This is a genomic window from Methylomonas sp. EFPC3, from assembly GCF_029643245.1.
Classification (GTDB): domain Bacteria; phylum Pseudomonadota; class Gammaproteobacteria; order Methylococcales; family Methylomonadaceae; genus Methylomonas; species Methylomonas koyamae_B.
This window is the reverse complement of sequence record NZ_CP116398.1, coordinates 1841777-1863407: the sequence shown is the minus strand read 5'-3', so window position 1 is coordinate 1863407 and position 21631 is coordinate 1841777. Positions and strand designations below refer to the sequence as shown.

Sequence of the window (21631 nt, the reverse complement as noted above, 5' to 3'; positions counted from 1 at the left end):
TGCCAGATATGCGCCCGTTGTTTAAGCTTTTAGGAGGACGCGATGCGCTCTTTACCCCGAAAACAGCAAGGCCTGACCTTTTTGTCGATAGCCTTCATTTTGGCATTGATCGGTTTCTTTACGCTGTTGATACTGAAGATTGCGCCGATTTATATCAATCACAGCCGTGTGGTCAATGCGATCAAGGCGATCGAAAACACGACCGATATCGTCACCAAGTCTAAATCCGAGATCAAGACCAGTCTGGATAAACGGTTCGATATGAACTATGTCGAACATGTCAAGCCCGAAGACGTGACGATCGTGGCGCAACCGGGTTACGTCCGGGTCGAAATCGACTACGAGCGGGTGGAGCACATCATGGGTAATCTGAGTGTACTGGTCGAATTCCATGAAGGATTCGAAGCCGGCAACAAGTGATTAAGAAACCCGAACTTCTCTCGGCAAAACTCGGATTGACCTTCAACGATCCGCAGTTGTTCAGCATGGCGCTGACCCACCGTAGCGTCGGTGCCCGCAATAACGAACGGTTGGAATATCTGGGTGATTCGGTACTCGGCTTCGTCATTGCCGAGCAATTGTACGAGTTGTTTCCCGACGCCGGCGAAGGCGTGCTGAGCCGTTTGCGGGCTAGTCTGGTCAATCAAAGTTCGCTGGCCGAATTGGCCAGACAGCATAATCTCGGCGACTATCTGATCCTGGGGTCAGGCGAGTTGAAGAGCGGCGGATTTCGTCGCGATTCGATTTTGTCGGATGCGCTGGAAGCTATCATGGGCGCGTTGCTTCGAGATCAGGGCATCGACACTTGCCGGCAATGGATACTGCGCCTGTTTGCCGATAAGTTCGCAGATTTGAAAGTCGACGATTGGAACAAGGATCCGAAAACCCGGCTGCAAGAGTTGATGCAGGCCGGCCGCAAGCCCTTGCCGGTTTACGAATTGATCGGCATGTCCGGCGCCGACCATGCCCAGACTTTCGAAGTCAAATGTAGCGTCGTGGTCACTTCCGAGACCTGCAACGGTGTCGGAATCTCCCGCAAAAAGGCCGAGCAGGCCGCGGCGGAAAATATGTTGAACCTTTTGCAAACCAAGGCTAAATGAACTGCGGATATGTCGCTCTGATCGGTAGGCCCAACGTCGGCAAGTCGACGTTGATGAACCACTTGCTGGGGCAAAAGCTCAGCATCACGTCCCGCAAGCCGCAAACCACCCGGCATCGGATTCTCGGCATCAAAACCACCGAGGCCGGTCAGGCGATTTTCATGGATACGCCGGGCATGCATCAGGACGAAAAAAAGTCTTGAACCGTTACCTGAACAAAACCGCCGACAGCACCCTGCTGGGCGTCGATGTCGTGGTCTGGTTATTGGACGGCTTGTATTGGCACGAATACGACGAGAAAATTTTCAAGAAGCTGGAGCGGGCCGGTTTGCCGGTGATTCTGGTGGTCAACAAAGTCGATAAGCTCAAGGACAAGGATGCCGTGCTGCGGTTTTTCGCCGAGGCCCAGGCTAAGTATCCGTTCCAACACATTCTGCCGGTGTCGGCCTTACGGAATACCAATCTGGATGTGCTGGAGCAGCAAATCATGGCCTTATTGCCCGAGGCCGAGCCGATTTACCCGGAGGACCAAATCACCGACCGGCCGGAGCGGTTTTTTGCCGCGGAAATCATTCGCGAGAAATTGACCCGGCGTCTGGGTGACGAGCTGCCTTACGCATTGACTGTCGAAATCGAGCGCTACGAAGAATACCCGGAATTATGCAAAATTTACGCGGCGATTTTAGTTGAGCGCGACAGCCAGAAAAGTATCGTCATCGGTAAACAGGGCGAGATGCTGAAAAAGGTCGGTAGCGAGGCTCGAGTCGATATCGAAAAATTGATCGGCCAAAAAGTCTATCTGCAGTTATGGGTCAAGGTGAAAAAAGGCTGGTCGGATAACGAGCGGGCCTTGCAGAGTTTGGGTTTTACCGACTTCGGTGAGTGATGGATGGTGGTGCGGTTCATTTGCAGCCGGCGTTCGTGTTGCAACATCGGCCGTATCGGGAAACCAGCCTGTTGTTAGACGTATTCACCCGCGATTTCGGCTTGGTCCCGATATTGGCCAAAGGGGTCAGAAAACCGAAGTCTAAGACGGCCGGCCTGCTGCTGCCGTTTTCGGCATTGAAGCTGTCTTATGTCGGCAAACACGAACTGAAAGTCCTGGCCGACGCTGAATATGTCGACAGTTATCCGTTACAGAGCTTGGCTTTGTACTGCGGATTTTATGTCAACGAATTGGTCGGTATCTTCGTGCAGAAAGCCGATCCCCAACCGGGAATTTTCGCGCTTTACCGGCGATGTCTGCGCGAATTGTCTGATGCTCGGAATATCGAGCAAACTTTGCGCTATTTCGAGCTGGATTTGTTGCGAGAGGCCGGCTATGCCGCCGATTTGGCTTACGATGTCAGCGGCGAGCCGATTGTCGCCGGCCGGCGCTACGATTTTATTGCCGATTACGGCATGGAACAGGCCGGCGGCGGCGCGGTCGGCGGCGACACGCTGGCGATGTTAGCCGGCAGGGCGGCATTGCCGGCTGAGGCGTTGGTCGAAGCCAAAGTCCTGCTCAGGAAAATGTTGGACGTCCACTTGCAAGGGCGGCAGCTGAGTAGTCGCGCAGTGCTGGCCAAAATAATCAAACATTTATAACCGAATGGTTTTCGCGGATTTTTTCCTCGGATTTAAGAGTACATGACAAAACAAACTATATTGCTGGGCGTCAATATCGATCATGTCGCGACACTGCGGCAAGCCAGAGGCACCCGTTACCCTGAACCGGTGCAGGCGGCGTTGTTGGCGGAGCAAGCCGGTGCCGACGGCATCACCGCACATTTGCGGGAGGATAGACGGCATATTCAGGACCGGGATATCCGGCTGTTGCAGGAGATGTTACATACCCGCTTGAATCTGGAAATGGCGGTGACCGAGCCGATGCTGGCGATCGCCTGTGAACTGCGGCCGCAGGCTTGCTGTTTGGTGCCAGAGCGTCGCGAGGAATTGACGACCGAGGGTGGCTTGGACGTGGCCGGCGCTGCCGACAGAATGAAACAAGCCTGTCTGCAGTTGGCCGTGGCCGGCATCGAAGTCTCGTTGTTCATCGATCCTGACTTTCGCCAAATCGACGCGGCGTTGGCTGCCGGGGCTCCGGTAGTCGAATTACATACCGGCCGCTATGCCGATGCCGAAACCCGCGAGGAGCGTGAAAGGGAATTACAGCGGATTCGCGACGCAGCGGCATACGCCCATGCCGCCGGCCTGCAGGTCAATGCCGGACATGGTTTAAATCTGCACAACGTCGAAGCGATTTGCCGGATCGATTCTATCGTCGAATTGAATATCGGCCACGCCTTGATCGCCCAGGCTTTGTTTTGCGGGTTGGAACAAGCGGTAAGGGATATGAAGCGGGTGATGCGAGAGGCGCGTTTGCACGGTTAGAGCTATGTTGGCAGAAATCGAGTTTTACCAATTGACCTCGATCGGTAACCGCGAGGTCAATCAAGATTGTATGGCGCATCGGGTATGTAACGAATATGCGTTGTTTGTGGTGGCTGACGGTTTGGGCGGGCACCATGGCGGAGAAAAAGCGTCGCAATATTTTTGCCGTTGTTTGATTGCGTTGGTGGATAAGTATCGCTCACCTATTCAAAGTCGCGGCGCGCCGGCGGTGCAGGATTGGATTGCCGAGGCTGTGGTTGGTATGCGCGAGCTGTTTGCCGGCGACCCGGTCGCGCTAAATGCGCATACGACTTGTGCGATATTGTATCTGGACGCTGAGCAGGTCATCACCGCACACTGCGGAGATTCGCGCATTTACCGGCTCAATGCCGAGCGGGTGTTGTGGCGGACCAAGGATCATTCGCTGCCGCAGCAATTGTTCGACGAAGGTAAGATCAGCGAATGGGAAATGGGTGTGCATCCAGATCAGCATAAATTGACGCGGAGTATTAACGCCTTATATCCTCCGGTTGTCGATATTGTCAGTTGTCCGCCGGTAAAAAGTGGCGAGACTTTCATTTTATGCAGCGACGGCTTTTGGGAATTTGTCAAAGAGCCCGAATTGTTGCAATTGTCGCAACCGGCCAGCGCTAAACCCGAGTTGCAGAAGATGGCGAAAATGGCCGTGCTGCGGGCTCAGGGCAAAAGCGACAATGTAACGGTGCAATGGGTGCGCAAACGATAATACGGCGGATTGGAAATTGTTAGCCGTAGTCCTTTTTTGCGGGGCATAAAAAAGGCCGCTGAATGTGCGGCCTCGGTTTGTCAGTGGGTGGCTAAACCGTGTTTCTGAATCCGATACAGTAGCGTATCGCGCGATATGCCCAGCAGTCTGGCGGATTTGCTGCGGTTGCCTTTGGTTCTGGTCAGCGCCTGTAAAATCATGTCCGCTTCCAATGCATCCAATTGCAGACCCAGTTCCGGCAGCGTGAATTCTGGGCCGGAGGCTACCGTTCCACGGCTGAATTCGTGCGGCAGGTTTTCCGGTTCGATGACTTTGCCGGATAGCAGGATGCTGAGTCGTTCGCAGAGGTTGCGCAGTTCGCGCACGTTGCCCGGCCATTTGTAGTTGCGCAGGGTTTTTAACGCTTGCCTGCTGAAGGTTGGTGGTTCTAGCGAATGCGTCGCCGAAAAATGGGCGAAGAAGTGTTTCGCTAACTCTTCGATGTCTTCGCTACGCTGATGTAAGGACGGGATTTCCAGAGGGACGACATTCAGGCGGAAATACAAGTCTTGGCGAAACTCGCCGTTTTCGATCAATCTGGTCAAGTCTGCGTTGGAGGCCGCAATGACGCGCACGTTGACAGTATAGGGTTTGGTACCGCCGACCGGCAGGCATTCGCCGGATTCCAGAAAACGTAACAGTTTCGATTGAATGCTGATCGGTAATGAGTTGATTTCGTCCAGGAACAGCGTGCCGCCGTCAGCGGCCTGGAACAATCCCTGTTTGTCGGAAATTGCGCCGGTAAACGCGCCTTTTTTATGGCCGAAAATCTCCGATTCGACCAAGCCCTCGGGTAGGGCGGCACAGTTCAACGTGATAAAAGGTTTGTTGGCGCGCGGGCTGTCTTTCTGTATTGCCGTGGCGAGTACCTCTTTGCCGGTACCGGTTTCGCCTTTGATCAAGACGGTAACGTCGGTCGCGGCGACAATTCGGGCGCTACGGATTAGCGCTTCTATGGCTGGAGACTGTCCAATAATCGAATTGAAGTTATCCACCTGTAAAACCTCTCAATACGTCATAATGTGTTCAACGCGCATCGGGTTTAGCCAAGGAAAGGCTGCCAATAATGCGAAAATGATAAACAAGGCTCCGACCGCATGCTTGAATTGGCGCAGTCTGGAAAGCCGAGTCAGAAACGAGGTCATTATACCGATTCCCATGACGGCTGGTAAAGTACCTAACCCGAAAGCTAGCATGGTCATTGCACTGTGTACTATCCCTTCGGCAGTTGCCGCTAACGCCAGCGCGGTGTAGATCAGGCCGCACGGCAGCCATCCCCAAACCATACCGAACAATAAGGCCTGGGTGCGGTTCTGTACCGGAATCAGGCGTCGGCCCAAAGGTTCGATGCATTTCCAAAAGCGAGCGCCCACTTTTTCGATATAAGCAAAGCGTGGAAACCAGCCGGCCAAGTACAGACCGGCGCCGGCCATCACGGCGGCTGAAAAAAGTTGCAGCAACCGATGTGCTTGGCCATGGCTGAACGGCAAGCTTAGAAACACCTGTATCGCCCCGGCCAACGCGCCGGCCAGGGCGTAGCTGAAAATCCGCCCCAGGTTGTAATTCAGTACGATTGCGAACAAACGCCGTTTGTCGTTACGCAGCTCGGGTTTAAGGCTATATGTCAGCGTGCCGATGATCGAGCCGCACATGCCGATACAATGCAGGCTACTGAACAGACCCATTAGGAACGCTGCAAAATACGAAGCGTTGAAATCGAGATAAACGTGCATATTCGGAACGAGTTGGCGGCGATCGGTGGTGGCGATAGGCGCGGATTATAGCGGGTTTCCGCTGTTCTCGATGCGAGATTGCGCTGGGGCCTTTAACCAATGTCGGTAATGTTGTTGGCGCAAACCCGGTTGCGCCCCTGGTTTTTGGCTTGATAAAGCGCGTCGTCGGCGGCTTTTAGTAGAATTGCCGAGTGGTCGTGAGCATGGGCCTGTAAGCTGGCAACGCCGACGGAGATGGTGACAAAAGCCAAGGGATTGTTCTTGACGTGACGGATTTTCAGGGTTTCTACGGTTTCCCGATACTGTTCTGCCCTCAGCATTGCGCCGATACTGTCGGTGTTGGGTAGCAGGATTGCGAATTCCTCGCCGCCGAGTCGAGCGACCAAGTCTTCCGGGCGGTGGGTCATCGCTTGCAATGCTTCGGCTACCCGTTTCAAACATTCGTCCCCCATCGGGTGGCCGTAAAAGTCGTTATATTGTTTGAACGAATCAATGTCGACGATCATCAGGGAAAGCGGCATGCCGGTACGCTTGGATTGGTTCCACTGCCGTTCCAGCGCTGCATCGAACGCGCGGCGGTTGGGAAGTTCCGTCAATCCGTCCAGCGACGCCAATTTTTCCAACAGATCGGATTTGGTTTTTAGTTGGATTTGGGTTTTGACTCTGGCCAGGACGATGGAAGGGGAAAAGGGCTTGGTGATGTAATCGTTACCACCGATGCGGAAGCCGTGGACCTCGTCTTCTTCGGTATGTTTGGCGGTCAAAAAAATGATGGGAATGTTGCGGGTCTTATCTTGCGATTTGAGTTGCAGGCAGGTCTGGTAGCCATCGGTACCGTCCATCACGATATCCAGCAGAATCAAGTCAGGAAGTTGGCTGGACGCGATTTTTATCGCCAGTTCGCTGTTCACCGCCACCTTGACGTGATAGTAAGGCTCCAGGATGTTTTTGATCAAATCCAGGTTTTCCGGACTGTCGTCCACCGCTAGGATGGTGTGGGCCTTTGGGTTTTCCATGATGTTACATTCCAGAATCCAATAAACGGTTCAGTGCCTGAGCGGCTTCCACAAACTGGTAATTGGCGATTTGCTTTTTCACCGGTGCCAACGCTTCCGCCAGCTTTGCGTCTTCGACCGCGGCGGCGATCTGTTCCATTTGCCGATCTGCATCCGAGTCGAAGACTTGTAATTTGTTGATCAGTAACGCCAATTGTTGACGGAGTTCCAGCGGCGACAGGCTGATTTTTCGCCTCGGGTTCGGCGGCGGCCGGTAGCGCGCTGTTGATGCCGCGGATCACTTTGGTCATTTCCAACGCAGTGGCGGCGATGTTGTTTTCTATCGTCGACCAGGTTCCGGGGTTGGACTGAGTGGCCGACAAGCATTCTTCCAGTCGCACCAAATGGCTTTGTAACTGTAGCGCGCCAAGTGAGCCGACCAAGCCTTTTAAAGTATGGACCAATTGGTAAACTTTATCGTGATTGTTGTCGGCAACCGCCTGATTGATTTCGGCCATCGTGTCGGCGTGGTTTTCGGCGAATTTTTGTAGGATTTTGCGGTAGACCACCCGGTTTCCGGCCGTATGCTGTAAACCGACGACGCTATCGATGCCGTAAAGGTAAGGGATATGGCTGTTGATTGTGTCTTTCGGCGCGATGTGGAGCGTGGTGTTGGTGCGCGGGGCAATCCATTTCACCAGGGCCGCGTAGAGGGTTTCCGGCAATATCGGTTTGCTGACGAAATCGTCCATATCCGCTTGCAGGCACTTATTGCGGTCATTGCTCATCGCGATGACCGGCAATGTCTGGCAACTTGGCAGGGATCGCAAGTGTTTCGTGGTCTGATAGCCGTCCATGACCGGCATCTGTACGTCCATCAATACGCAGTCGAACGGCATCTGTTGCAATTTCTGCAAGGCTATTTCGCCGTTTTCGGCGACCTCCGCCTCGATACCGGCTTGCTTGAGCAATTCGATCGCGACGATTCGATTCACTTCGTTGTCCTCGACTAACAATACCCGGGCTCCGGCGATGGTATGCAGCTTGTCGGTGCCCAGGGTATTTTTCCGCAGGTATTGTGCCTGACGAATCGAAGCCATATTGCTGATACCCAATTTGACGCTGAACGTAAAGGTGGAGCCGACGTTTTCCCGACTCGAAACGCTGATCGTTCCGCCCATTTGCTCGACCAACTGCTTCGATATGATCAGGCCAAGCCCGGTGCCGCCATAGTTGCGGGTGATGCTGCTATCGCCCTGGCTGAACGCTTGAAACAATTTGGCTTGCATTTCGGCGTTCATACCGATGCCGGTATCGCTGATGCTGAATTGCATGCAGGTCTGTTGGGCCGAGCGGCTTAATTCGTTTAGCGTGACTCGGATCTCGCCGTGTTCGGTGAACTTGATAGCGTTACCGATCAAGTTGATAAGTATTTGCCGTAAACGTTGTGGATCGCCGACGACTGCCAGATGCGTTTGGTCCGCCGGCGGCCGAATTAGCGCCAAGCCTTTGCGGGCGCTAAGTTCTGACATTGTGGAAAAGACGTTATCCAGCATTTCCTCGAGTACGAAGGGTGTGGATTCCAAGTGCATCTTCCCGGCTTCCATTTTCGAGAAATCCAGAATATCGTCGATGATGGTCATCAGCGAGCGGGACGCGGTTTCGACCCGTTCCAGATAATCGCGTTGTTTGTCGGTGATACCGGTGTTCAGGCATAGCTCCACCAGGCCGATGATGGCATTCATCGGCGTGCGGATTTCGTGGCTCATATTGGCCAAAAATTCCGATTTGACCCGGGTGGCTTGTTCCGCCTGCTGTTTCGCCTCCAACAAACGTTGTTCGGCCTGCAGGCGGTCGGTAATGTCTTGCATGGTGCCTTGCACGCCGACGATTTTGTTATCGGCATCGCGCAAGGCTTTGCCGCGCTGGTGCACGTGACGGATTTCCTTATTACTCAATACGATCCGGTGGCGAAAGTCGATAACGTGGCCGTGGACGGCATTTTGCATCGCCGATTTGAAAAAAGCTTGGTCTTCCGGGTGCACCAGTCGGGTCAAAATCGCCGAAAAATCCGGGGAAAAATCCGGTTTTCCGGTCCCGGTGATGCGGTACATTTCGTCCGACCAACTGAAATGATTGTCGGACAAACGCCAGCGCCAATCGCCGATATGGGAAATACTTTGCGCATCCAGTAAGCGTTGTTTCTGATCCTGCAACGCATCGATTGCCCGGCTCCGTGCCAATTCTGCGCTGATTTGCAGCGCGAGCAGCTTCAGTATGTCTGTGGCGAATGTGGCGTCGGGGATCGGTTTGCAATACGACACGGCGATGAAGCCGAAACTGTTCTGCTGTTTGTCCTGTAGCGGAATGCCGAGATAGCCCTCGATATGTCGCGCTTGCAACCATCCCGCGTTAGGAAAGGTTTGGCCGACGCCGCTGCCGAAGCAGCAGATGCGGCCGGCAGCAACCTCGCGGCAGGGCGAATCCAATAAGCTAATTTCCCGGTTGGGCACGATTTTGCCGTGAGCGCATAGCGAAAGGCTATGGGCGCGGCCGCTATCCAATACTTCTGCTACCAATGCGTAATCGGCTCCCAGAGTTTCCAGGGTCAGTATGGTCAAGTTATCCAATAGTGACTCGGCATTCTGCGGCGCCGTGCTGGAAATGATGTTTCTGATGGCGCTGTTTTGCTGACGTTGCTGGGTGACGTCGCTGACCAGTCCCTGGTAATCGGTAATCCGGCCCTGCTCGTTGCGGACGATCATCTTTCGGTCTTGCACCCATTTAATGCCGCCGCCGTGGGTAACGATACGATAAGGTTGATGGACGATTTCCTGGCATTCTAAGGATTCACCGCCGATTTCAATCTCCCTTTGGAATGCGGCCAAGTCGTCCGGATGTAACAGGTTTGTGTAAAACACGCCGCCGTTAACCATTTGCTCTGCGCTGTAGCCGAATAGCTGGCGAGCGTTCTCAGTGGTGAACTCGACTGGCAAGCCCTCGGAATTGTTCCATTTCAATACCACTGCACCGCTACGACTAATAATGTGGTAAGCGGCCTGTAAATTGGTCTCGGATTGTTTGCGTTGGCTGATATCCTGATGGGTGCCGCATAAACGGGTGGGGCCGCCGCTTACCGGATCGTGTGCGACTACGGCTCCGGACCCTTGAATCCAAACCCAGTGGCCCAGTTTGTGGCGCATGCGAAATTCGACGACATAAGGGCGGCGGGACTCGATGTGTTTTGCGACGACAGTCCTTACCCGCTCCCTATCGTCAGGGTGCAAACGCCTCGCCCAATCGCTGACGTAGTTGTCGAGTTCGTCCTGCTTCAGGCCGAGCATGTCGAGCCAACGTTGATTGACCAAATGCTTGCCGGTGGGATACTCCCAATCCCAATAGCCCAGTTGGGCGCCGTCGATGGCCAGCGTCAATTGTTCTTCGACGCGCTTACGCGGTGTGATATCGATGTGAAATTCGATCAATTCGCTATTGTTGCGAGAACTCAAACGCTGCAGCGAGATTTCCCGCCAAGTGTCGCCGGGGAAAGCGAAATCGGCGGCGAGCATGGCTTTACCGGCTTTGATGTGTTGGCACAGAGGGCATTCGCTTTCCGCAAGCTGGCACGGGTGAAACCAAACGTGTACCGGCTGATTCAGCAAATCCCCGGCGTTTTTGCCTGTCGCCAATGTGGCGGCGCGGTTGATAGCGCGTATCAGGCCGGCACTGTCGACCAACACGACCGGATGGTTCAGCGCATCGTAGTTGCGCCGCACCTGGGCCGCCAGCGATGTGTCGCGGGTCGGGTGTAGCAGTAGGTTGCCGAATAGCAATAGCGCGGCAGTTCCCGGCAATAGCAAACTGATTAGATCGGATAAAGAGCCGCGGCCGCTGGTCTGCTGGTAGAGTGTTACCGCTACATCGCAGAGCAAAAGCAAACATGCGGCGATCAACACCAGCCGCGGTATCTGCTCGGATGATTCGGTGGAAGTGTCGGTCATGGCGGATTGGCCCGGGTAAAACCGTTCTCGAAGCGAAAATCTTAGCCTGCGGCCATGTAAATGTGAATTTAGCTGAAGCCGAATTTGCTGGTGTGTTTAGCAAATCGGGATTTTAAAGGCTGCTCCTGCCTGTTCTTTGACCAGTCGCGGTACCAAATAGCCGGGTAAATGCCTTTGCAAGTACTGGTGCAGTATTTTGGCTTCGGCTTCGCTCACTTCGAAATGGCCGACGCCGCGAGCTCGGTCCAGCAAATGTAAGTAGTAGGGCAGGATGTTAAAGCTGAATAATTTTTCGCTCAGCTCACGGAGTTGTTCGCCGTCATCGTTGATTCCTTTCAATAACACACTTTGATTTAATAGGGTCACGCCGCTAAGTTTGAGTTCGGTACAGATTTGGTTGACCGAATTGCTGAGTTCTTGAGCATGGTTGACGTGCAACACCATCGCGACCGGTTTCGGCAATGCGGCGAAAGTCCGCAGCAATGCGCTGGTTACACGTTCCGGCAGCACGACCGGGGTGCGGGTGTGGATGCGGATGCGCTTGATGTGGCCGATTTCAGCGAAACGACACATGAGCTGTTCGAGTTTAGCGTCACTGAGCAGCAAAGGATCGCCACCGCTCAGAATCACTTCGCTAATTTCCGGACGTTGCTCGACATAGGTCAGGGCGCTTTCGAATTGTCGGCCGGACAATTGCAATTCTCCGTATGGAAAATTTCTGCGAAAACAGTAGCGGCAGTGCACCGCACAGGCGCCGGTCATGATGAATAGCACTCGACCCCGGTATTTGTGAATCACACCGGTCTCCGCCACGGCCTTTAAGTCGCCGACCGGGTCGTCAGTGTAGCCGGGGTAATCGGTTAATTCGGCCAGATCCGGCAACACTTGGCGTAGCAGTGGGTCATCCGGATTGCCGGCTTGCATGCGTGCCGCAAAATCACGCGGCACCCGTAACGGAAATGCGCTGGCTTGCTCGGGTAAATTTAAATCGGCGGGTGAAAGTTGCAGATAGGCGCACAAGTCGGCAACGCTGCCGAATGCATCGGCAAGCGCCTGTTGCCACGTGGCGGATGGGGTGTTCAAAGTTGCTCCGGTTTCCGAATAAAAATCTTATCCATTATAATCGTCCGCTTATTGTTTGTTTCACGAGGAAAAAATGGCGACTTTTAGCACCAACGAGTTCAAGGGCGGTTTGAAGATCATGCTGGATAACGACCCTTGCGCGATTATCGAGAACGAGTTCGTTAAGCCCGGCAAAGGCCAAGCCTTTAACCGGGTCAGGATCCGCAATCTGAAAACCGGCCGGGTAATCGAGCGCACTTTCAAATCCGGCGATACCGTGGAAGGTGCCGATGTCGTCGATAAGGAAATGCAATATCTGTATAGCGATGGCGAATTCTGGCATTTCATGGTGCCGGACACCTTCGAGCAATACCAAGCCGATAAAAACGCCGTGTCTGAAGCCATTAAATGGCTGAAAGAACAGGATATCTGCACGATGACTTTGTGGAACGATTCGCCGCTATCGGTGACGCCGCCCAATTTCGTCGAATTGGCGATCACCGAAACCGATCCCGGTTTGAAGGGTGATACCTCCGGCGGCGGCGGCAAGCCGGCGACATTGGAAACCGGCGCTGTGGTGCGGGTGCCGCTGTTCGTGCAAACCGGAGAAGTGATCAAAGTCGATACCCGTACCGGCGAGTACGTCTCCCGCGTCAAAGAATAGTGGCTGCTGCCTGGCGGCCTGTTTGCACTATCGGGCATTTGCGCAGCCGAGCGCAAATGCTCGCCGCAATCAGGCGCTTTTTCGATCAGCGCCAGGTTCTGGAAGTCGAGACCCCGCTGTTATGCCGGACCACCGGTACCGATCCGCAGTTGGATTTTTTCAGCAGCGACTACCTCGCGCCGCCGACGCGGCAAACCCTGTTTTTGCAAACCTCGCCGGAATTTGCGATGAAGCGGCTGTTGGCGGCCGGCAGCGGCAGCATCTACCAGATTTGCAAGGCCTTCCGCAACGGTGAGGCCGGACGCTTTCACAATCCGGAGTTCACGATTCTGGAGTGGTACAGAGTCGGTTTCGATCTGCAACGACTCATGGCCGAGGCGGCCGAGTTGGTGCGGTCTTTAGTCTTAGTGGACGGCTTGCCGATGCCTGTGGTGCAAATCTCCTACCGGCAACTTTTCCTCGGCAGCGTGGGCCTGGACCCGTTGGTGTTCCAGCGCGAGACTTACGCTGCCTATGCTGCGGAGCACGGGTTACAAGACGCCATTAGCTTGTGCGGCAACGACCACGCATTGTGGTTGGATTTTATTTTCAGCCACCGGGTGCAGCCGGCGATGGCAGTCAGCACTTTGTATCTGGTTTACGGCTATCCGGCGATACAGTCTTCGCTGGCCAGGCACAGTGTCGACGATCCGCGGGTTTGCGAGCGTTTCGAGATTTTTGTCAATGGTGTCGAATTGGGTAACGGATTTTTCGAGTTGGCCGATCCGGACGAGCAGGAAGGGCGGTTCAACCGCGAAATCGCTTACCGCGAGCAAAACGGCCTGCCTGCGGTTACCAAAGACCGTTATCTGCTGGACGCGTTAGTCTCCGGCTTGCCGGACTGTAGCGGGGTGGCGATCGGTTTGGATCGGTTGTTGATGTTAGCCACCGGTAGCGAATCGATTGCCGAGGTGTTGGCTTTTCCGTTGGCGAATGCCTGAGGTTGAGCTGTCGTTGCCGGAAAAAACGCCCCCTTCTGCTGAAGGGGGAATTCGGCATGGGTTCCGGATCAGTATAAGACAGGCATAGTTGCACGGCGGTTTAGAAAGGCCAGCTCAAATGGTTTTTTTGGTTATCCATGCTATCGAGCGCCGCTTGTACGTCCTTAACAAAAAAGCGTTTCAAGCCACGGCCCAGTCGGGTCGAGAGCATCGGAACCGCCTGTTCTTTAGCCAGATAAGTCGCCGGTTCGCGCCCTCTACGGTATTTGCTGAGCGCTTGTCTAACGGCCGAACACAAATAGCATTCGGTGCCTTCCGGAAGTGTGGCGTTTAAATCGCGAATCAGATGGGGGGTTATTTTGTTCATACCAACCTCCTCCGCAATCGGGAGCCGGGGACGCTAATCCCTGTGTCAGTTAAAGATCCGCGACTCGGATCTGTTATTTAACAAAAATAACGTGATTAACTTATCAATCCTGTGGAAAAAGTCAACGATTGTGTTGCCGTATTTTTTGATTTATGTCAAGGCAATTTTTGACTGCTTGTGGGTTTGCTGCGATGCGGAGAGCAGGCGGACCGTCCTAACGGTTCGCCTGCTGCTGTTTGGCGGGAGCTTAATCTGGTTTCTCTTCTTTGCCGGCCGGTTTGCGTAGCCGGATGCCCAATTCCTTGAGTTGTTCTTCGCTGACCACTGCAGGGGCATTGAACAGCGGGCAAGCCGCGGTTTGGGTTTTCGGGAAGGCAATTACATCGCGGATAGATCCGGCGCCGGTCATCAGCATCACCAGACGGTCCAAGCCGAAAGCAATACCGCCGTGCGGCGGCGCCCCGTATTTCAGAGCATCTAAGAGGAAGCCGAATTTCTCGCGGGCCTCTTCGTGACCAATACCAAGAATATCGAACACGGTTTGCTGCATCGCGGTGCGGTTGATCCGGATCGAGCCGCCGCCAACTTCGGTGCCGTTCAATACCAAATCGTAAGCCCGTGACAATGCTGTGCCCGGATTAGCAACCAGATCTTCCACAGAACAGCTCGGCGCGGTAAACGGATGGTGAATCGCGGTGTAGCGTTGGGCTTTGTCGTCCCAGGCGAACATCGGGAAATCGACGACCCACAATGGTTTCCACGGGCCGGTCAGCAGGTTGCGGTCCAGGCCCAGTTTGACCCGCAGGGCACCCATGGCTTCGTTAACGATACCGGCTTTGTCGGCACCGAAGAAAATCAAATCGCCGTTTTGGGCGCCGACTTTTGCCATGACCTTGGCCCAAACTTCGGCTGGCGCAAATTTGACGATCGGCGATTGCAAGCCGTCTACGCCGGCGGCCAAATCGTTGACCTTGATGTACGCCAGGCCTTTGGCGCCGTAGATGCCGACGAATTTGGTCAACTCGTCGATCACGCTGCGGCTCAAGTCGCCGCCTTCCGGCAGTTTCATCGCTACCACGCGGCCGTTGGGATCGTTGGCCGGACCGGAGAAGACTTTGAAATCGACGTTTTTCATTTCTTCGGCGATGTCCACCAGCTCCAGCGGAATCCGCAGGTCGGGGCGGTCGGAACCGAAACGGCGCATCGCTTCTGCATAGCTCATGACCGGGAATTGGTCGCCCAAATCGACGTCGATGATGTCCTTGAACAGGCGGCGGATCATTTCTTCCATCACCGCCATGATTTCCTGCTCGTTCATGAACGAGGTTTCGATATCGAGCTGGGTAAATTCCGGCTGGCGGTCGGCGCGCAAGTCTTCGTCGCGGAAGCAACGCACTACTTGGTAGTAACGGTCCATGCCGGCGATCATCAGCAACTGTTTGTAGAGCTGCGGCGATTGCGGCAAGGCAAAGAACGAATTTTGGTGGGTGCGGCTGGGGACGATGTAGTCGCGGGCGCCTTCCGGCGTGGCTTTAGTTAAATACGGGGTTTCGATTTCGAAAAACTCGTGGTCGTCCAGATACTGGCGCAGGTTTCGGGTGACGTCACGGCGCACCTTCATTTTTTGCTGCATCGCGGTGCGGCGTAAGTCGATGTAACGGAAGCGCAAGCGGGTTTCTTCGTTGACTTCGATCTCGCTTTCCAGCGGGAACGGCGGGGTCTCGGCTTCGTTTAAGACTTCAATGTGTTTGCCCAGCACTTCGATCTGGCCGGTGGACATGTTCGGATTATGCGTGCCTTCAGGCCGGTCGCGGACGATGCCCTCGATGCGCAGCACGTATTCGCTGCGCACATGCTCGGCAATGGCGAAACTCTCGGCCGCGTCGGGATCGAACACTACTTGCACCAGGCCGGCGCGGTCGCGCAAGTCGATAAAAATCACGCCACCATGGTCGCGGCGGCGGTGCACCCAGCCGCACAGGGCCACGGTTTGTCCCAGATGCTGGGTGTTCAGTTCTCCACACTTGTGGCTACGCATAATGTCTCTCGGAATATTTCAAAAAGCTGGCGATGGTACGAATTTATAGGGTTTCAGGCAAGTTTAATGGCAAGCGCAACTGCCGCCGCAACCGCCGCTGTTACCGCCGGATTTTTCCGGAGTCTTGCTTTCGCCGGCGACGTTTTTCTTGTTGCCGCTTTTGAAATCGGTTTCGTACCAGCCGCCGCCTTTCAGTCTGAAGCCGGCCGCGGAGATTTTCTTTTTCAATTCGGGTTCATTACAGGCGGGGCAAATCACCAGCGGTTCGGCGCCCAGTTTTTGCAGGGCCTCGTGTTCGTACCCGCAAGCGTTACATTGGTATTCGTAAATAGGCATCTGCTTCTCCAGTTAAAAGTCTCTAAAAACCGCTTACTAAGGCCAGGTTTTAAATTTTCAAGGCCCTTAATGCTAGAATATCGCGCCATTTTAAATGAAAACGCCCGGAGAATATGGACAAATTGACCATCCGCCAGCCCGACGACTGGCATTTGCACGTCAGAAACGGAAGTATGTTGCGCTCGGTCATTGGTCATAGCGCCAGGCAATTTGCCAGGGCGATCATCATGCCCAATCTGAAGCCGCCGGTTACTACGGTGGAGCAGGCGTTGGCTTATCGGCAGGAGATTTTGAATGCGCTGCCTGAAGGCTCTGAGTTTCAGCCATTGATGACGCTGTATCTGACCGGGAACACAACGCCGGAACAAATAAAAAACGTCGCCGACTGCGAACACGTTTATGCCTTCAAGCTGTATCCGGCCGGTGCGACGACCAATTCCGACGCCGGCGTCGCCGATATCGTTGCGGCTTACCCCTTGTTTGAAGCGATGGAAAAATATGGGGTGCCATTGCTGGTTCACGGCGAGGTTACCGACGCCGAATACGACATTTTCGATCGCGAAAAAATCTTTCTCGAAACCAAGCTCAGTCCAATTATCCGTCGTTTTCCGCGGCTACGGATTGTTGTCGAACACGTGACTACGCAGGAGGCGGTGGAATTTGTCCAATCGGCGCCGGCCAATGTCGGTGCAACCATCACGCCGCAGCATTTGCTTTACAACCGAAATGCCTTGTTGGCGGGCGGAATTCGGCCGCATTTTTACTGTTTGCCAATTCTGAAACGCGAGCATCATCGGCAGGCTTTATTGCAGGCGGCAACCAGCGGCAACCCCAAGTTTTTTCTCGGTACCGACAGCGCGCCTCATCTTACCGCATTGAAAGAAAGCCACTGCGGTTGCGCCGGCTGTTTCAGTGCGCACGCGGCGTTGGAATTGTATGCGGAAGCCTTCGAATCGGCCGGCGCTCTGGAAAAGTTGGAGGGCTTTGCCAGCGATTTCGGTGCGGATTTCTACGGATTGCCGCGCAATAGCGGTGAGGTTACGTTGGTCAAGCAGGCCTGGCAGGTGCCGGATGTATATGCCGATCCTGATTTAGGAACGGCGATCACCCCGTTGCGGGCCGGAGAATCGGTTTCTTGGCGATTGCTGAGTCAGTAACGGTGCAATTGAACCGTCATTGTGGTTTATATCAACCCGCAGTGGCGGCCGTGTACGTTTTCGATTGGGGCGCCTGGCGTCGAAATCCCTCTAACGAAGTATTGGCATGAATCTGGCTTTGTCCATCGGATTTAGTCCGGTCTTCGGCTCCCATGGCCGTTAGTTGCGGCGGCCGCAAATTTTCGAAATGAATTTATCTAGCGATCCGATTTACCGTTGGGGAATATTTTTGCTCTGGCTTCTGCTGAGCATCAGCGTGTTTTTTCGCGCGCCGATTCCGATCGACGAAACCCGCTATCTGAGTGTGGCTTGGGAAATGTGGCTACGCGGCGATTTTTTAGTGCCTTATCTGAACGGGCATACCTATAGCCACAAGCCGCCCCTGTTGTTCTGGCTGATTCAGCTCGGTTGGGGGCTGTTTGGCGTCAACGACTGGTGGCCGCGTTTAGTGGGGCCGCTGGCGGCACTCGGTAATTTGCTATTGGTCAGGCGCTTGGCTGCAACTCTTTGGCCTGAGCAACGCGAGGCAGCGGCACTGGCGCCCTGGGCGCTGGCGGGTACATTGCTCTGGACTTTGTTTGCCACGTCGACCATGTTCGATATCTTGCTGACCGATTGCGTGATGCTGGGCATGCTGGGCCTGTTAGTCGTAGCGAACGGTCGGGGGCGCAAGGGCTGGCTCTATTTCGGCCTGGCGATCGGATTGGGTCTGCTGACCAAGGGGCCGGTGATTTTTCTGCATCTGTTGCCCACGGCCTTGTTTGTCCGATTCTGGCACACCGACGCCAAAGCGCTGGGAGCCGCCTGGTGGCTGGGATTGCTGGCGGCAGTGTTGTTGGGTGCGTCGCTGGCTGTGGCTTGGGCCTTGCCCGCAGCACAGGCGGGCGGGCAGGATTACGCCGACGCGATTTTGTGGCATCAAACCGCGGACCGTACCGTGGGTACCAAAATCCATACCCGGCCTTTTTTCTGGTATTTACAGTTTCTGCCGTTGTTATTGTTTCCCTGGTTGTTCTGGCCGCGCTTATGGGCCGGCTTGCGTCAGGGGCTTAATGGCGACAACGGTTTAAAGTTCAGTGCGATTTGGTTGGTTTCGGTTTTTGTGTTGTTTTCGGCATTGCCCAGCAAGCAACTGCATTATCTGATTCCGATGCTGCCGGCTTTTGCTTTGGTTACGGCCAGGGTGTTGTCGCGGAAGCGTTTGGCCTGTTCTATTGCCGCGGAATCGGTGCTCCCGGTTTTGTTTGCGTTGATCGGCATTTTTCTGATGATACTGCCGCAGGTGCCGGGTTTGGCCAAGTTGCATTGGGTGCAAACTGTCGAAATCGACTGGGGGCTCTGGGTGTTGGCAGTTGCGGTAGGCTTGGTCGTCGCAGTCTGGCGCTCGCGAACTCTGTCGGTGGCATCCTTGTCCGCCGCTGTGGTGGTGGCGGTTTTCGCCGGTTTTATCTTCTTCTTTCAGTATGTCGGTCTGGCCTATGACTTGCGTCCGGCTGCGATGCAGATCCGCGCGTTCAACGAACAGGGCGTGCCTTACGTTTACGTCGGCAATTACCAGGGGCAGCTGAATTTTCTGGGCAGACTGACCACGCCGCTGCCGGTATTGGCGACGGTTGCGGACGCCGAGCGCTGGGCGGCCAGCCATCCGGCCGGTTATCTGGTTTCGCTGGAAAAAGACAAACCGGAGGATGCCTTTTATCTGCAGGGGCATCGCGAATATTGGCTGATTTTCCGGCGCGCCGACCAGTTTGGTCGGTTAAAACCCCTATGACCGGCCGACAATAATCCGGCTTCGCATTAAGCGTTTGATACAATTAGCAACTTTTTACTTTTTCCGAGTTTATGCAAATTTCCGTCGTAGTTCCCGTTCATAACGAAACCGACAACGTAGACGCGTTGATCGCCGAAATTGACCAAGCTTTGAGCGGTCAGGATGCTTACGAAATGATATTCGTCGACGACGGCAGCACCGACGATACCGCGGCCAAGTTGCAGCGGGCCATGCAAAAATATTCGGCATTGCGCGTATTGCAGCATCGGCGCAGTTGCGGCCAAAGCCGGGCGGTGCACAGTGGAGTGCTTGCTGCGCGTTACCCGTGGATCGCGACGCTGGACGGCGACGGCCAGAACGATCCGGCCGACATTCCAAATCTGGTCGCCGCCTGGCAAGCCCAGAACGATCCACAATTATGGATGCTGGCCGGGTTTCGTCATCAACGAAACGACACGGGTTGGCGCAAATTCTCGTCCAAATTCGCCAATGCGGTGCGCCAGGCGATTTTGCACGATGCAACCCCAGATACCGGCTGCGGCTTGAAATTGTTTTTGCGCGACAAATTCTTGGGATTACCGTATTTCGATCATATCCACCGCTTCTTGCCGGCCTTGATCCAAATGGCCGGCGGCCGGGTGATGTCCGTGAAAGTGAACCATCGGCCGCGCAATTTCGGGCAGTCCAAATACGGGACGTTGGATCGGGCTTTGGTGGGTATCGTCGATATCTTGGGTGTGGTCTGGCTGAAACGGCGGCACAGTTTGGCGCAAGTCAGCGAGGTGGCGCGTGGTTAATTCTGCATATCCCGCATCGGCTCAGTTGGAAGCGAGGACTTGATGGAACAGGGTGTTTTCGGTTTTTTCAGTCATTTGATGGACAAATGGCAGCACCATCTGTCCAGCATGGACTCGAACGATATCATCTGGCTCACCATCGGGTTGGTGGGGCAGTCGCTGTTCATGATGCGCTTCATCGTGCAGTGGATTCATAGCGAACGCCACCAAAAAAGCATTATTCCGGTCAGTTTTTGGTATTTCAGTCTGTCGGGCGGGGTGATCGTCTTGATGTACGGTATTCACCGGGTCGATCCGGTGATTATTCTGGGGCAATTGCCGGGCACTTTTGTTTATGCCAGGAATCTGATGTTGATCAGGCGCGAGCTCCGAGACGCGCTGGCCGAATTGACCGATGACGAGATAGGTAGCTAGTGCCGGCTATTTACTCGGCGAGAGATTTTCGCCATGGTCCGGAAAAGACAGCCGCTTTGCCCTAAACTTAATCAATTCGTATAACGACATGTCGGTGAGGTTCCTGATGAGGTATTTTGTTCTGATCGCGATGATTATTGCCTGGCAGCAAGCGGATGCCGAGGTTTTCAAATGCGTCGGCAAGGATGGTAAGACCGTCTATCAATCGAAATCCTGCCAAACCGCGGCGAAAGTCGAGCAGTTGGATATTCAGGCCGATCCGGAGCTGGAGGCGGCAGCAAAAGCCAAGCGCGAAGCTTTGGAAAGCGAATATGACAGTAAGAAAGCCGCGAAACGAGAAGCGGAGCGGCGCGATGCCGTGTTGAGAAATCAAACCGAATCGACCAATGCATTGAAGCAAAGTGCTATCGCCCAGCAGCAACAAGTCGAGGCTGCGCAAAGACAGGCCGCAGCGCTGGAGCGGCAGGCCCAGCACAATGCCAATCCGGTCATGATCGTTGCGCCGCCGATGGTATTGCCGACACCGGCGGTGCCTGTGTCTCCAGGCTCGACGGTCACCAAAGACCAAACGCTGCGCTAACCGGCGGGTGCACCGATGTTGTGGTTAAAAGCCTTACACCTGATATTCATGGTTACCTGGTTTGCCGGGCTGTTTTATTTGCCGCGCCTATTCGTCTACCATGCGATGAGCGAGGACAGTATCAGCAACGAGCGCTTTAAAGTCATGGAACGCAAGTTGTACTACGGCATCATGACTCCGGGAATGGTGTGTACCCTTGCGTTCGGCATCTGGATGTTGGCCGACTATGCCTGGATGTTGTATTCGGCTAGCGGCTGGTTGCACTTGAAATTGGCACTGTTGGGCTTGTTGGTGGTGTACCACGGCGTTTGCGGCAAATGGCTGCTGGATTTCAAGCACGACCGTAATCGCCATTCCCACGTTTATTTTCGGTGGGTCAACGAGATACCGGTTCTGTTCCTGTTTGCGATCGTCATCTTGGCAGTGGTTAAGCCTTTTTGACGGCCTGCCGATCGATTGTCCGGGAGCCGCTGGGCGGT

Annotated in this window: 21 protein-coding genes and 1 pseudogene; 14 read left to right on the top strand and 8 right to left on the bottom strand. The window is 54.6% G+C overall.

Annotation, left to right across the window (positions count from 1 at the left end; translation table 11 throughout):
- The first annotated feature begins 42 nt into the window (after positions 1-42).
- The 6 genes and pseudogenes from PL263_RS08325 to PL263_RS08300 all read left to right on the top strand — a co-directional run bounded on the left by PL263_RS08325 (position 43) and on the right by PL263_RS08300 (position 4218).
- On the top strand, positions 43-420 hold the full coding sequence (locus PL263_RS08325) for a DUF4845 domain-containing protein (protein WP_140912387.1): 378 nt from the start codon (positions 43-45) through the stop codon (positions 418-420).
- Positions 417-1100, top strand: coding sequence for a ribonuclease III (gene rnc / locus PL263_RS08320; RefSeq protein ID WP_140912386.1), 684 nt, complete (start codon positions 417-419; stop codon positions 1098-1100). Before PL263_RS08325 ends, rnc begins: the two co-directional genes overlap by 4 nt.
- Positions 1097-1986 (top strand): annotated as a pseudogene (gene era, locus PL263_RS08315) (GTPase Era). Before rnc ends, era begins: the two are co-directional and overlap by 4 nt.
- A complete protein-coding gene (gene recO / locus PL263_RS08310) occupies positions 1986-2687 on the top strand; it encodes a DNA repair protein RecO (protein ID WP_278212862.1) in 702 nt (233 codons plus the stop codon). The pseudogene era and the gene recO overlap by 1 nt, the downstream one beginning before the upstream one ends.
- A gap of 42 nt (positions 2688-2729) precedes the next feature.
- A complete protein-coding gene (pdxJ, locus tag PL263_RS08305; RefSeq protein WP_278212563.1) occupies positions 2730-3473 on the top strand; it encodes a pyridoxine 5'-phosphate synthase in 744 nt (247 codons plus the stop codon).
- 4 nt (positions 3474-3477) lie between these two features.
- Positions 3478-4218 (top strand): PP2C family serine/threonine-protein phosphatase, encoded by a 741-nt coding sequence (locus PL263_RS08300; protein WP_278212562.1) that lies wholly within the window; start codon positions 3478-3480, stop codon positions 4216-4218.
- Between the two features lie 80 nt (positions 4219-4298).
- Here PL263_RS08300 and PL263_RS08295 read toward each other — a convergent pair whose 3' ends face one another.
- The 5 genes from PL263_RS08295 to epmB all read right to left on the bottom strand — a co-directional run bounded on the left by PL263_RS08295 (position 4299) and on the right by epmB (position 12069).
- Positions 4299-5252: a sigma-54 dependent transcriptional regulator gene (locus tag PL263_RS08295; RefSeq protein ID WP_140912381.1), complete on the bottom strand. Its 954-nt coding sequence runs from the start codon at positions 5250-5252 to the stop codon at positions 4299-4301.
- Between the two features lie 12 nt (positions 5253-5264).
- A complete protein-coding gene (locus PL263_RS08290) occupies positions 5265-5990 on the bottom strand; it encodes a sulfite exporter TauE/SafE family protein (RefSeq protein WP_278212561.1) in 726 nt (241 codons plus the stop codon).
- Positions 5991-6082: 92 nt separating this feature from the next.
- Positions 6083-7006 carry a diguanylate cyclase gene (locus PL263_RS08285; protein ID WP_140912379.1) on the bottom strand — a complete coding sequence of 308 codons (924 nt, stop codon included), beginning with the start codon at positions 7004-7006 and terminating at the stop codon, positions 6083-6085.
- A complete protein-coding gene (locus tag PL263_RS08280) occupies positions 6976-10986 on the bottom strand; it encodes a PAS domain-containing protein (protein ID WP_278212560.1) in 4011 nt (1336 codons plus the stop codon). The genes PL263_RS08285 and PL263_RS08280 overlap by 31 nt, the downstream gene beginning before the upstream one ends.
- A gap of 96 nt (positions 10987-11082) precedes the next feature.
- On the bottom strand, positions 11083-12069 hold the full coding sequence (gene epmB, locus PL263_RS08275) for an EF-P beta-lysylation protein EpmB (RefSeq protein ID WP_278212558.1): 987 nt from the start codon (positions 12067-12069) through the stop codon (positions 11083-11085).
- Positions 12070-12142: 73 nt separating this feature from the next.
- Here epmB and efp point away from each other — a divergent pair, with 73 nt between their 5' ends.
- Both efp and epmA read left to right on the top strand, forming a co-directional pair.
- Positions 12143-12712 carry an elongation factor P gene (gene efp / locus PL263_RS08270; protein ID WP_140912376.1) on the top strand — a complete coding sequence of 190 codons (570 nt, stop codon included), beginning with the start codon at positions 12143-12145 and terminating at the stop codon, positions 12710-12712.
- Positions 12713-12768: 56 nt separating this feature from the next.
- Complete coding sequence (gene epmA / locus PL263_RS08265) at positions 12769-13692, top strand: EF-P lysine aminoacylase EpmA (protein WP_278212556.1); 924 nt, start codon at positions 12769-12771, stop codon at positions 13690-13692.
- Positions 13693-13792: 100 nt separating this feature from the next.
- Here epmA and PL263_RS08260 read toward each other — a convergent pair whose 3' ends face one another.
- The 3 genes from PL263_RS08260 to PL263_RS08250 all read right to left on the bottom strand — a co-directional run bounded on the left by PL263_RS08260 (position 13793) and on the right by PL263_RS08250 (position 16433).
- Positions 13793-14059, bottom strand: a complete 267-nt coding sequence (locus PL263_RS08260; RefSeq protein ID WP_278212555.1) for a hypothetical protein — start codon at positions 14057-14059, stop codon at positions 13793-13795.
- A gap of 247 nt (positions 14060-14306) precedes the next feature.
- Positions 14307-16097 (bottom strand): aspartate--tRNA ligase, encoded by a 1791-nt coding sequence (gene aspS / locus PL263_RS08255; RefSeq protein WP_278212554.1) that lies wholly within the window; start codon positions 16095-16097, stop codon positions 14307-14309.
- Positions 16098-16160: 63 nt separating this feature from the next.
- Positions 16161-16433: an FmdB family zinc ribbon protein gene (locus PL263_RS08250; protein WP_140912372.1), complete on the bottom strand. Its 273-nt coding sequence runs from the start codon at positions 16431-16433 to the stop codon at positions 16161-16163.
- A gap of 113 nt (positions 16434-16546) precedes the next feature.
- Here PL263_RS08250 and pyrC point away from each other — a divergent pair, with 113 nt between their 5' ends.
- The 6 genes from pyrC to hemJ all read left to right on the top strand — a co-directional run bounded on the left by pyrC (position 16547) and on the right by hemJ (position 21593).
- Positions 16547-17590 (top strand): dihydroorotase, encoded by a 1044-nt coding sequence (gene pyrC / locus PL263_RS08245; protein WP_278212553.1) that lies wholly within the window; start codon positions 16547-16549, stop codon positions 17588-17590.
- Between the two features lie 187 nt (positions 17591-17777).
- A complete protein-coding gene (locus PL263_RS08240; RefSeq protein WP_278212552.1) occupies positions 17778-19361 on the top strand; it encodes a glycosyltransferase family 39 protein in 1584 nt (527 codons plus the stop codon).
- A 71-nt stretch (positions 19362-19432) separates the two neighbouring features.
- On the top strand, positions 19433-20158 hold the full coding sequence (locus PL263_RS08235; RefSeq protein ID WP_278212551.1) for a glycosyltransferase family 2 protein: 726 nt from the start codon (positions 19433-19435) through the stop codon (positions 20156-20158).
- Between the two features lie 42 nt (positions 20159-20200).
- Positions 20201-20572: a lipid-A-disaccharide synthase N-terminal domain-containing protein gene (locus PL263_RS08230; protein ID WP_278212549.1), complete on the top strand. Its 372-nt coding sequence runs from the start codon at positions 20201-20203 to the stop codon at positions 20570-20572.
- Between the two features lie 106 nt (positions 20573-20678).
- A complete protein-coding gene (locus PL263_RS08225; protein ID WP_278212548.1) occupies positions 20679-21152 on the top strand; it encodes a DUF4124 domain-containing protein in 474 nt (157 codons plus the stop codon).
- A gap of 15 nt (positions 21153-21167) precedes the next feature.
- Entirely contained in the window at positions 21168-21593 is a 426-nt protein-coding gene (gene hemJ / locus PL263_RS08220; protein WP_278212547.1) for a protoporphyrinogen oxidase HemJ, read from the top strand.
- The last annotated feature ends 38 nt before the right edge of the window (positions 21594-21631 follow it).